Here is a 12,710-nt window from a genome sequence, read left to right as displayed (position 1 = left end):
TTTTTTAATAATGAATTGTTTTTTAATATATCTTTGATTCAAAATCACACACTAATGGGTTTAAGCTTAATGTATTGAAACCATTACCTTCATTCGGGCAGCCAGTGAATATGCCATCTAGCCTACAGGAAAGGGCAACGAATTCTACAGTTAAAAATTTAAGAACAGCACCTTTTGAAATTGAGAATACACTCTTTGACAGTACCGTGTGTTTTCATGTTTGTAAAAAGGAATACGTAAACAGAACATATAAAATAAATTGCAGCACTTAACGATTGGTATCAAATTGAAAACAAAAGCAATAAATAGTACTATAGAAATTAAACGTAATTTCTTAATAATTTCCCGATGGGGAGAAACCTTGGATTTGGCCATCGCTATTTTAAGCGAGGGGCATCAAGTAAAAATGTATATAGAAGACAAGCCGTCCAAGGAGATTGGATATGGATTTGTGCAAAAGGCCAAAGATTGGAAAACTCATATGGAGTGGGCCGATATTTTTATTTTTGATTACACCGGATATGGTAAAATTTGTTCTGAATTAAGGGCTCAGGGAAAATTGGTCGTTGGGGGTACGGAATATTCGGATCTGTTGGAGCTTGACCGTAATTTTGGGCAAGCCGAAATGAAGAAACACGGGATTAAGATATTACCGTCCAAGGAGTTTTTTAATTTTCAGGATGCCATACAATATGTAAAGGATCATCCCAATGCATATGTAATAAAACCTTCAGGAGAAACTCAGGAATACAAACAATTACTATTTGTGGGTAGCGACGATGAAGGCTTGGATGTGATAAGAGTTCTTAAGGCCTACGAAAAATCATGGGGGAATCAATTTGGGAATTTTCAATTACAACGAAAAGTAAAAGGTGTTGAGGTCTCGGCATCGGCTTATTTTAACGGTAAGGAATTTATCAATCCTATTAATATCACCTTTGAGCACAAAAAATTATTTCCAAAAGAGTTGGGAGTATCTACAGGGGAAATGGGGTCTAGTATGTTCTGGACCAACGATTCCCCAATTTTTGATGCTACTTTAAAAAAGTTCGAAAGTTCGTTGGCAAAAGGTGGTTTTATAGGGCAAATAGATATCAATTGCATCGTGAACGGAAATGGTATCTACCCATTAGAATTTACCTCGAGATTTGGATATCCGCAAATTTATATTCAACGTGCAGGTATATTAGAACCAATCGGCAATATGTTTTATAAACTAGCTTCGGGTGAGAAATTTAAGATCAATGTTAGGAAAGGCTTTCAGGTAGGGGCCTATATGGTAGTACCTCCATTTCCTTTCGAGGATAAAAAAACCTTCGAATTATTCTCTAAAGATTCCGTTATTGTTTTTAAGAAAGATATGAAAGAGGGAGTCCATCCCATGCATCTTAAAAAAATTAATGATGAATGGCTAATTACTGGTAATACAGGGATAGCTCTATTGGTTACCGGCACGGGGCTTACCATGAAGGATGCTCAGCGTATGATGCATAACCGTATCAGCAATATCATCATCAATAACGTATACTATAGAACGGATATAGGAGATAGATGGTCAGAAGATTTTGATCGTTTATGGTCTTGGGGATTGTTGTAACAGTGGTAATTTAATATTTTTATTGATGGATTTCATATCTTTAGAAAGTGACGCCAAGGAGTATTTTAAGATGCTGCCGCTAGATTGGCAGGCCATAATTGTACCTGTATGGAATACCTATAAGACAAATGCCAATATTTATGTGCTTACGGATCAGGGGGCTATAGTAGCGGGTGGAATTGTATTTGAACAAGACCCTCCGAATATGACCGATTTTGAACTAACTGAGGGTAAGAAATACAGGGATGTTAGTTTTCAATATATCGGATTTTTGTATGTAGATCCCAACCGTCGAAACCAAGCTTTGGGAACCCAGTGGTTAAATGCTTTAAAGGCAAGACAGCCAAAGCAATCGTATTGGCTAACTATAGAAGAAGAGGGGTTGCAAGCATTCTACGAAAAAAACGGATTTCAGGTTGTTTCACAGTCAAAGGATCCTTCAAATAGGGAATGGCTATTTATATATACCCCCTAAAACTCATGCTGTAAAAGGTTAAGCTTTAGTATCGTCTAAGTGGTAGGCTGGTCTGGATGCTTTTGAAATCGTGTTTAATCTTTAATTAGATTCATTTTCAAAAGCATCTAGGTCTTCCCTAAGGTCTAGTTTTCTAAAGGTAGGAGAGATCGCTCCAGTAAATAGGACGGTGGCCAAGGTCATACATCCTCCAAAAACTACCGCCGTTACCGTACCTATTATTTTGGCGGTTAGTCCGCTTTTAAAAGCACCAAGTTCGTTGGAGGAGCCAACGAACATGGTGTTTACCGAGGCGACCCGCCCGCGCATATGGTCTGGGGTTCTTAGCTGCAGAATGGTTTGCCTGATGTTTAATTGATTCCTATAAGAAGTAACAATCCTGAAACAATAAGGGCTTCTTTACACAAGCTGCTTTTTAATTAAACCCGAAGTAATATTAAAATCCATATCACGAGACGACGCCCCTAAACTTATGCCTTATTTATTCTCCTATTTTTTTGCGTTAGGGATCGCAGCGGCATCCCCGCAGCAAGGCAAGGGATATAGCGGAGAGCCCGCCCGACGAAGGAGGGAACGCCCAAGTCATTGCCCTAAAACCTATAGGGATATAGAAGCACTTTATTTAATTGCTACATCGCATTTACTTCCAAATATAGTACTCAGGGAAATTAATTTTCGAGGGATTTTTGATGAATAAAAAAGAGTTTAGACACCGGTATTAACATCAGTCCCGAAAATATAAAAATAATAAAGGAAGTTTGTAGGTTAAAGGCATGGGCCAGATAACCAATTAGGGGGGGACCGATAAACATGCCAAGAATTCCGTAGGTGGCGATAATAGATATAGCCATTCCTGGAGAATATTTTTTTGAGGTACCCGCCAACGTAAAGGTCATAGGGAATACGGAGGCGGCACCAAACCCGATGAGACAAAAGCCAAACATGGCCGGCCAAAAATAGGGGAAACCAATGGCGATAGCTATGCCTATTGAAATTAAAATACCACTGGCCATATAGGTCTTGGCCATACCGATAGCGTCGATAAGATAATCCGATAAAAATCGGGATAAGGCCATAAAGAACATGAAAATAAGATATCCCAGGGTAAACACATCTTCCTTGATTATTTCCTTAAAGTATACGCCGCTCCAATCGTACATTCCGCCCTCGCATATGGCAGCAAAGAAGACCAATAGCCCCAAGTAAAACACAAAAGGATCTGGTTTACCAAGAATTAGCTTATTTCCGGATGGCGCTTTGTCATTGGTCAATAGAAATTTAAAGGCCAGCAAGGAAACCACGATGGTTATTATGGCTACCATTAATAAATGCTGTGCCATGGGAATATCCATTTTTAAGGTGAGGGTAGAGAAACTGACACCTGCGATCCCACCGGTGCTCCAGATGCCATGAAAGGCCCCATTTATCTTTTTATCATATTGCTTCTGCAGGGTAATGGCTTGGGTATTCATCGATATGTTTAGGATACGCATACAGAAGGCAAAAGATCCAATAGCGGCTATTAAGGCAACCGTGCTCTTGGCATACCCTATAAAAATCAGGGAAATTGCGAACAGCAAAAATGAAATTAAAAGTGGCATCCTACTGTTGTATCGGGCTACCAGCCATCCGGAGAATGGCAGCCCGATCATGGAACAAATAGGCAGGGTCAGTAAAATATTGCCCAATTGAGCTTCATTTAAATCAAAAAAAGTTTTTATCGTTGGGATACGTGCTGCCCAAGTAGAAAAACAAAATCCAGATAAAAAGAAATAGGTGCTTAAAGCAAACCGTTGCCTAACTTTTAATTCCATAAACTTAAAAAAAATGGGACCTTTGAGGTTGTAAGAAATAAAATTGGCGATGAACCGACCTATTTATATTTTCTTAACGTATTTAGTAATGATCACGATTTGCTGACCATCGACTTTTCCTTCGATATATTCTGCATTTTCATGGTCCAAAGAAATTCTTCTAACGGCAGTTCCTCTTTTGGCAACCATACTAGATCCTTTCACTGGTAAGTCTTTTATCAGAACGACGTTGTCACCAGCAGCGAGAACAACTCCGTTACTATCTCTATGAATTATTTGATCTTCGGCAGGAGCTCCTTCACCTGTGGCTTTAGCCCATTCCAAATCTTCTTCTTCCAAATAAAACATATCCAACAAATCTTGAGGCCATCCTTCATTTCTAAGTCTGCTCAACATTCTCCATGCAATGACCTTCACGGGAGTATGCTCGCTCCACATACTATCGTTTAAGCAACGCCAATGATTGGGGTCTGTATGCTCTGGGTTTTCATATTGGTCTTTGCAAGTTTCACAAACTAGCAAGCTTTCATCTACGCCGCCAGTTTTAGTAGGGAGTACTTCTAAAACACTTAATTTTTCGGAACTGGTACATAGTTCACATTGATGATTGCTACGTTTTCCTAATTCTCTTTCTAAGCTCATAGTATTTCTGTTTTAAGTGGCAAAAATACACGAATTGTATGAATGGTGGCCATATTGAAAGTAAAATGTAAGCATTAGAATTTTTAAACGGATACTTATAATTTCTTCAGTATTAATGGAATCTGAACAATGTTTATAAGTTCTAGGTTTTATGGAAGATTTAAACTCCATCTAGCATTACTTTTAGTCCTTTTTTACAATGGAAGCGTTAAAAATTGGAGACAAGGTTTACAATGTTAGGCAAGATGGATTTGCCGATTTTCTAAGATTTTCTTTTTCGGAAGTGGTACGCCTTACTAAAACCTTGGCGGTCTTAGAAAATGGTGTTCGATTGGTAAACCAACCCAGAACTTCATGGATCAGGGCAGAAATCTGTTATTCCGTATTTGGGGATAAATGGGTGTATTGGCACATTGTCACGGAGGAAACCTTGCAAAAAGCCAAAGAGGAAAATGAAAAGATTGCAGCCGCTAAAGTTGTCTTTCAAGAATTGGATAAATAAGCGAAACTAAGTGAGTAAACAATTTCCTGAGAGCTTTATGACGTAATGAATTGAATTTCAAGTGGTCCGTGAATAAGTCCCAGATTAAGGAAAAACAAGGGGTATAATTTTTGGTGCAGATGATTTGATTTGTGATTTGAACCTCGCATTTTTGCCGCGAATAATACACCTATGCATGATTGATAGTGCCGTTATATCTGATATTTTACAGAACTCACCTAGTACCGAGTTGCTCAAACTCAAAAACAGGGAGGTGGTCATCGTATTTCTGTTGAGTATGTTCACAGACCATCCGGAAGCCATTACGGCCGACCGCATACACTCTAAATTGGCTGACTATTTGGAATTTCACCAGATTGAAAGCGATGAAGAAGATGAACAAGAAGAGGTACAATCCTATGATGATAAGGCTAAACGATATGTTCAACAATGGACCAATAGGGGTTTTTTAACCAACTATCAAAACGAAAAGGGCGATATATATTACGAACTTTCGTCGCATTCTAGAAAGACTATAGATTGGTTGTCTGCCCTTCAAAAGGAAGCTTATGTTGGGACGGAATCTAAATTCAAAATCATCTTTAACCAGATCAAGGAGTTGGTTGAATTTACCAATGATGATGCCGATAGCCGCATTCGGTTATTGGAAGCTAAAAAGCGCGACATTGAGGAACAGATAGAACGCATCAAATCGGGAGAGGATATAAAGACATATGAAGAGTATGAGATTATTCCGCGGTTCAACCATATTAATTATTTGGCCAAGGAATTGCTTTCCGATTTTAAGGAAGTAGAAGATAATTTTAAGGAAATAACAAAAGCCATCTACCGAAAACATGCCGAAAACAATCTCCCAAAAGGCGATATTCTGGAGTACGCCTTTGGAGCTTTGGATGAACTAAAGGAAAGTTCGCAGGGCAAGAGCTTTTATGCCTTTTGGTCTTTTCTACTCCATCCGGAACTGCAACTGGAATGGGATGAACTCATCGATGAATTATACACCCGTTTAGAAGAGAAGAATATCGCAATTGGCGATTTCTTTCTAAGGGGAATGAAAAAACATTTACACAGATCTGGGCAAAAGGTATATGAGGCCAACGATAAAATGGCCGAAAAACTGAGTCGCATCATCAGGGAAAACCAATCTTCCAAAACCGCCTCTACCAAACATATTATACAGGACATAAAAAAGTCTTTGCTCGAGATCAGAAATACCGGAGTAAGACCCGACCTTTCTTTTGAATTAGAAACAGCTATGGAAATAGCCATGCCTTTCGAAAGAAAACTAACCTTTGACAAAGAAGAAGCGGGCACTTATAAGGCGGCACCTAAATTGGCCGATGAACATTTCCTTAACTCTAATAGCCTCGATAAATTGTTTTCCCAAGTGAGTGTAGATAAGAAATTACTTCGCGAACGGATTACTATGGCATTAGCTCAAAAATCGCAAGTAACCCTGAAAGATGTCATTGAAGATTATGGCGGATTAGAAAAGGGGCTGCCAGAGCTGTTTGGATATTTGGGGATAGCCAAAGAGCACAAGCACGTCATAAGTTCGGAAAAAATGCAACGTATCAATTTTAATAACGCAGAGGAGAAATCAATACAAATACCCGAAATAATACTCACTAAATGAGCAGTTTAGAAAAAAATATAAAACCGTATTCCAAGGCAATTGTAAAATTGCTTAAGGCCCCAATAGAGAGTAGTGCTAGTTTGTGGGAAACGGTCATTAATTACCAAACGGAAATTCAGGAATATGTAAGCCTAATGGGGTTGGAATTAATGGTGAAAAAAGATGATGGTTTTGCTTATTTAAGGCAGTTTGAAGATAGTGATGGAAATACCCTTGGATTGATATCTAGGCGCCAAGTAGGGTATGAAATCACCATTATACTGGTAGTGTTGCGGCAAAGTCTGGAAGAATTTGATAGCAACCCAGCACAATTTGATGTAAACGAAAAGTATATAAGCAGGTCTAACATCAAGGAAGAATTGGAATTGTTCCTAGAAGCGGGCTATAACGAATTAAAATTCCAAAAGGAACTCGATGGCTATATCAATAAAATAGTGGAATTGGGATACTTGAAGGAAGTGAGCAAAACCGATAGCGAAGTCATTTATAAGATCCATAGAATCATAAAAGAGAAAGTAACGCTAGACGTTTTAAAAGAATTTAAAAATAAATTACAGCATTATGTTGAGTCTGTTTAGTACCAATTCCAATACAGCTGGTTTTAGGCTTCAATATATGGAAGTTTTAAACTGGGGAACTTTTCACGATAGAATTTTCAGAATTCACCCTAAAGGAAACAATTCGCTCTTAACCGGAGCCAACGCTTCGGGGAAAAGTACTTTTATAGATGCCTTGCTTACCCTCATGGTACCTGCCAAGAAAGATAGGTTCTACAACCAGTCTTCTGGGGTAGATAAAAAAGGAGACCGTACCGAAGAAACCTATGTATGTGGTAATTACGGGAGTATACAAAAGGAAGGGGAATTAAGTAGTACGCTACAAATGCTACGGGATAAAAATTCTGCCTATTCTATTATTCTAGCTTCTTTTTCTAATACAGAGGACAAACATATTACCATATTTCAGCTTCGTTGGTTTTCTAACGGTAACTTAAAAAGAGCTTATGGAATGGCGCATGCGCCTTTGGAAATCGCGGTAGATTTTGCCGAATTTGATGATAAATTTGCATGGAAAAGACGATTAGAAAAAATTTATAATACCAATAAGCCACGAAAAATAGTAGAATTTTTTGAAGGTCCTACTACTTATGCCCAAAGGATAGCCGATCTTTTTGGGATGCGCTCCGTAAAGGCTTTAAGTCTTTTTAACCAGGTAGTTGGCGTGAAAGTTCTAGAAGATCTTGATGAATTTATCAGAACGAATATGTTGGAAGAGCTCGATGCCGAATCGCGGTTTATGCATCTAAAGGAGAGTTTTTTAACCCTTATGGATGCTAAAGTCAATATAGAAAAGGCAAGGGAACAAATAGCCCAACTACAGCCGATAGATCAGTTTGCCACAGACTTGCAAAGCATCCAAACTTCCTTAAAGAAATTGCAGCACGAGAAGGAAGTGGGGGTGTATTGGTTTGCGAAAAAAAATGTAGACCTATCCGAAATAGCCCTAGAAAAGTGCCAGGAAAATTTAAAGGCGCTTGAAGAGGCTTTACAGGGGTTGAAAAGACAGGAAGCCGAGCTTAAAATTCGGGAAACCAATCTAATGGTTCAAATAAAGTCGGACCAGGTTGGGAATCAAATAGAACAGCTAAAAACAGAAATAGAAAAATTAATCTTTACGAGGGATCAGAAAAAGCGCAAGCTTTCCCTCTATAACGAATTGGTAGCATCTTTAGGGCTCAACCTAGACCCAGGACCGGAAAGTTATAAGGACAACCGAGACAAGGCTAATGTAGGGAAGGAAACTTTAGAAAAAGAAGAGCTTGAGAGTAGTGAAAAACTAAGACTGGCCAAGAATGGGGTAGACTTGGTAAAAGAAAAAATTACTGCAGCTAATACTACCATTGAGGAACTTCGGAAAAACAATAATAACATATCGGGTAGGGTAGCAGAAATTAGAGACGAAATTCTAGCTCATATCGGTGCTTCCAAAGATGAACTTCCCTTTATTGGAGAGCTGATTAAAGTAAAGGAAGAAGAAAGTATATGGGAACATGCTACGGAGAAGTTATTGCACAATTTTGCGCTACGGCTCATAGTACCCGAAAAATATTATTCCCGTGTAAATGCCTATGTTAACAAAACCGATCTAAAAGGAAGAATAACCTACCAGCGCTATAGGGGCTTTACTTCTCTAGCATCTTTGGATCAGGGGAAAGAAGCGTCTAATGAACTTATTCATAAACTAGAATTTAAAGCCGATAGCCAGTATTCGGAATGGCTTGCCGATATTATTTCCAAGCAGTACAATTATGCCTGTGTAGAAAATTTAGAGGTATTTGAAACCTTTGAAGAAAAGGCTATTACCCCTGAGGGACTAATTAAGTTTGCCAAGGGAAAACACGAAAAGGACGATAGGATTCATATTTCGAGAAGAGCAAATTTTGTGTTGGGCTGGGACAATAAGGAAAAAATAAAACACCTGCTGGCCGATATCAAGATCTTACAAGAAAAGGAAATAACCATCAACAAGGAAATTGAAAGGCTTTCTCTGGAATTAAACGGGTTGAAGCAGCGTCGGGATTCGTATATAAAACTTTTGGATGTATTTACCGATTATGAGGATATCCATTGGCAAGCCTTGGCTGTTAGCATTCAGGAAAAAGAAGATCAGAAATTGGCTTTGGAAAAGGCGAATGATAAGGTAAAGGAGCTGCAAAGGCAGTTAGATGAGGTGCAACAAAAATTAAAAGTGATTTCCGAATCAGAAATAGAAACCAATAATAGAGCCCGATTTAAGCAAGAGGCGAAAATTGAGGAAATTGACAAGGAAAGAAAAGGAAGTTTTCAGATTATCAATCACCTTGGGGAGGTAAACACCCACGATTTTGAAAATCAATATCCTGAACTTTGTGAAGTGACTTTGGACGATATTAAAAAGGTCGAGGTCCGTTTTCAAAAGAACACTTCCGAAGCCATTAATAAACTAGAACAAGAGAAAACTAGCAAAGAGTATAATTTAAGGTTAAAAATCAATGCCTTTAAAAGGCCGTCGGAGGAAATTACCGAAAAATTCAAAGACTGGCGTTCCGATGTCAGTGAATTGCCAGATGCTAGCAACCTTGAGTTTGTAAGGGAGTATCAGATATATTTAAAACAATTGGTAGATGATAATTTGCCAAAGTTCGAGCGCAAGTTCGACCAATATCTCCAAGAGACCATTACCAATAAGATTGGCGATTTCCGAATGTTTTTTGAAGGCTGGTCCGATGAGATAAAGAGCAGTATACAGCACCTGAACGATTCCTTAAGGGGAATCAATTTTAAAAGCAATCCTGCTACCTATATTCAGATGGTCGTACCTCACAAGATCAGTGAGGATGTTAAGGTGTTTAGGTCATTATTAAATGCTGCTATTCCAAATACCCGTGAGATAGAAGCTTCCGTAGACGGACGAAAAAACCACTTCTTTAACCATATAGAGCCTCTGATAGAGAAGTTAAGCGTTGAAGAATGGCGAAAAAAAGTAACCGATGTCCGTTCCTGGTTTAGCTATAAGGCCGAGGAGTTTTATAAGGAAACGGGCGAAAAAGCCAAGACTTATGAAAGTATGGGACAACTAAGTGGTGGTGAAAAAGCCCAACTTACCTATACTATATTAGGGTCGGCTATTGCCTACCAGTTTGGGCTTACCAAAGAAGGATTACAGCCTAATTCATTTAGGTTTATCGCTATAGACGAGGCCTTTAAGGCCCAGGACGAGGATAAATCACGCTATTTAATAAATCTTTGCAAACAATTACATTTACAATTGTTGGTAGTGACCCCAAGTGATAATATTCATATTGTAGAAAACGATATTTCATTTGTGCATTATGTCGAAAGAAAGGAAGATAAATACTCTTGGCTCTATAATATGCCTATAGAACAATTTAGGGAACAGAAAGCCCTTTTAGTAGACTAATGGCCGAGCGAGTACCGGGTAAGAAACGGTGTATAGAAAAGATATAGCCTTCCTGGTGTTTTTGTCAAGGAAGGCTATATTATTTAAAAAAAAATTAGGATTCTGGCGCTATTTCTAGTGTATGTTATAAAACCTTCGCTGCCAAAAGAGAGCGCTAATTTTAATTTTTCCTTATATTTGGGCTACAATTGGCAATGATGTCTGCCTTAAACCGTTCCTAATGGAGCTAATGACTTCTACTTTTAATGGCCTATGCCATGATAGATTCATTCATATAAGGAAAAATGAAAATTAATAAATATAGACACCTTCTTACGTCAGTTGAGCAAATTCCAGCTTTTCTATATCTTTTAAAATGGCTCTTAATCTGTGGTCTTATCGGGTTTTGTGCCGGTAGTATTTCTGCATTTTTTCTTTTAAGTCTCGAGTGGGCAACCAATTGGCGAGAATCCCATCTATGGGTAATAGCCTTGTTGCCGCTAGGGGGATTCATAATAGGGTTATCGTATCATTTATACGGCAATAGCATCGTCAAAGGCAATAATTTATTATTGGAAGAATTTCATCATCCCAAAAAGATCATCCCTTTTAGAATGGCACCTTTGGTTTTATTTGGAACCATTGCCACGCATTTGTTCGGAGGTTCTGCAGGACGGGAGGGGACGGCCGTACAGATAGGAGGGGCCATTGCCGATCAATTCACAAAGATATTTAAGCTATCGAGGAGAGACCGGAAAATTGTTTTAATTGCCGGTATCAGTGCTGGTTTCGCTTCGGTGTTTGGAACTCCTTTGGCCGGTGGTATTTTTGCCTTAGAAGTATTGGTTTTGGGGCGGATTAGATTAGATGCCATTCTCCCGAGTTTTTTAGCCGCCGTTTTTGCTGATTATTTCTGTCATATCTGGAATGTTTCCCACACCCATTATTATATTACCGAGGTAGCCCAAATGACTCCTGTGAATCTTCTTTGGGCATTGTTAGCAGGTATAATTTTTGGTCTGGTAGCCATGGTATTCTCAAAATCGACCCATTTTTGGAGCAACCTTTTTCAGAAACAGATAAAATACCCCCCTTTACGCCCTGTTATAGGAGGGGGCATCTTGGCATTTGCCATTTATTTTATGGGCACCACAAAATATATTGGACTTGGTATTCCTACCATTGTCGATGCCTTTTCTATTAATCTCAACTCCTACGATTTTTTGCTAAAGGTCCTTTTCACCTCCTTTACCTTGGGGGCTGGTTTTAAAGGGGGAGAGGTTACCCCATTGTTTTTTATCGGGGCAACCTTAGGAAACGTGCTTATATGGTTTATCCCCTTGCCCATGAGTCTATTAGCAGGCATGGGTTTTGTGGCTGTTTTTGCCGGGGCCACCAATACTCCTATTGCCTGTACCATTATGGGCATTGAATTATTTGGAATCGAAGCCGGAGTTTTTATTGCCTTGGCCTGTAGTGCCGCATATTTGTTTTCGGGGCATTCCGGGGTGTATGCATCTCAGGTCATCGGAAGTCCAAAACACCCTTTTTTTATAAGGGATAAGGGGTTGCGATTGTCAGATGTAGAGGAGAAAAGGAATCATAAGCCTAAAAAAACCTAGCCGATTATTTGCAACTAGCTATAGTTGACTTTCCTGGATGAGCATCGTTTGCAGGGTTTTAATTTGGGCGTTCCCTCCTTCGTCGGTCGGGCTCTTGGCTATATCCCTTGCTTTGCTGCGGGGATGCCGCCGCCATCCCTAACGCAAAAAAACTCAATAGCCATTGCTAGAGTGTCATAATTTTTAAAGGGATACCTAAAATAAATAGAAGGATTAATATTCCTGTTTAGGGATGCTTCTAAAACTGCAACTCGCTTTCAATTAGGTTCTAAAAATTAAACCATCCTTGATAATTTATATTTTGTATACTCCATCGAAACCGGGCAGTCGTTCCGGAATAAAGCGGACACTTTTCTCATCTTATTACCATTAACTTTAAAAAAAGATAATGGGCAGTTTTAAGATTTAATTCTGCTATTCTTTTCAAATGGATACCTGCTTTTTTTCTTGGATAAAAGCACGATTATTAATCCCACTATCGGA

The 12,710-nt window shown here is 38.9% G+C and carries 9 protein-coding genes, 1 pseudogene and 1 riboswitch; of the genes and pseudogenes, 7 read left to right on the top strand and 3 right to left on the bottom strand.

The features are described 5' to 3' along the window. The first annotated feature begins 286 nt into the window (after positions 1-286). A complete protein-coding gene (locus BUA16_RS14075; protein WP_245795571.1) occupies positions 287-1,597 on the top strand; it encodes a phosphoribosylamine--glycine ligase in 1,311 nt (436 codons plus the stop codon). A gap of 25 nt (positions 1,598-1,622) precedes the next feature. After that, the gene (locus BUA16_RS14070) at positions 1,623-2,072 is read left to right on the top strand and encodes a GNAT family N-acetyltransferase (protein WP_072765396.1); all 450 of its coding nucleotides are present in this window, start codon (positions 1,623-1,625) and stop codon (positions 2,070-2,072) included. A gap of 81 nt (positions 2,073-2,153) precedes the next feature. Here the strand turns inward: BUA16_RS14070 and BUA16_RS14065 are convergent. The 3 genes and pseudogenes from BUA16_RS14065 to BUA16_RS14055 all read right to left on the bottom strand — a co-directional run. Then, positions 2,154-2,420 (bottom strand): annotated as a pseudogene (locus BUA16_RS14065) (MFS transporter); the annotation flags it as partial. Positions 2,421-2,740: 320 nt separating this feature from the next. Continuing rightward, positions 2,741-3,886 carry an MFS transporter gene (locus BUA16_RS14060; protein ID WP_072765395.1) on the bottom strand — a complete coding sequence of 382 codons (1,146 nt, stop codon included), beginning with the start codon at positions 3,884-3,886 and terminating at the stop codon, positions 2,741-2,743. Between the two features lie 63 nt (positions 3,887-3,949). Continuing rightward, the gene (locus BUA16_RS14055) at positions 3,950-4,528 is read right to left on the bottom strand and encodes a PhnA domain-containing protein (protein WP_072765394.1); all 579 of its coding nucleotides are present in this window, start codon (positions 4,526-4,528) and stop codon (positions 3,950-3,952) included. Between the two features lie 199 nt (positions 4,529-4,727). Here BUA16_RS14055 and BUA16_RS14050 point away from each other — a divergent pair, with 199 nt between their 5' ends. The 5 genes from BUA16_RS14050 (at position 4,728) to BUA16_RS14030 (ending at position 12,227) form a co-directional block, all read left to right on the top strand. Then, on the top strand, positions 4,728-5,030 hold the full coding sequence (locus BUA16_RS14050; RefSeq protein WP_072765393.1) for a hypothetical protein: 303 nt from the start codon (positions 4,728-4,730) through the stop codon (positions 5,028-5,030). 175 nt (positions 5,031-5,205) lie between these two features. After that, positions 5,206-6,666, top strand: a complete 1,461-nt coding sequence (locus BUA16_RS14045) for a DUF3375 domain-containing protein (RefSeq protein ID WP_143150518.1) — start codon at positions 5,206-5,208, stop codon at positions 6,664-6,666. Continuing rightward, entirely contained in the window at positions 6,663-7,244 is a 582-nt protein-coding gene (locus tag BUA16_RS14040) for a DUF4194 domain-containing protein (protein ID WP_072765392.1), read from the top strand. The genes BUA16_RS14045 and BUA16_RS14040 overlap by 4 nt, the downstream gene beginning before the upstream one ends. Beyond that, complete coding sequence (locus tag BUA16_RS14035) at positions 7,228-10,626, top strand: ATP-binding protein (protein ID WP_072765391.1); 3,399 nt, start codon at positions 7,228-7,230, stop codon at positions 10,624-10,626. The genes BUA16_RS14040 and BUA16_RS14035 overlap by 17 nt, the downstream gene beginning before the upstream one ends. A gap of 181 nt (positions 10,627-10,807) precedes the next feature. Further along, positions 10,808-10,872, top strand: a riboswitch (Fluoride riboswitch). A 38-nt stretch (positions 10,873-10,910) separates the two neighbouring features. Then, positions 10,911-12,227: a voltage-gated chloride channel family protein gene (locus BUA16_RS14030; RefSeq protein WP_072765390.1), complete on the top strand. Its 1,317-nt coding sequence runs from the start codon at positions 10,911-10,913 to the stop codon at positions 12,225-12,227. Positions 12,228-12,710 lie beyond the last annotated feature (483 nt).

Origin of the sequence: Arenibacter nanhaiticus, from assembly GCF_900141935.1 — a bacterium.
Classification (GTDB): Bacteria; Bacteroidota; Bacteroidia; order Flavobacteriales; family Flavobacteriaceae; genus Arenibacter; species Arenibacter nanhaiticus.
Note: the sequence above shows the minus strand (reverse complement) of the source record. Positions and strands in the feature narration are given on the sequence as shown.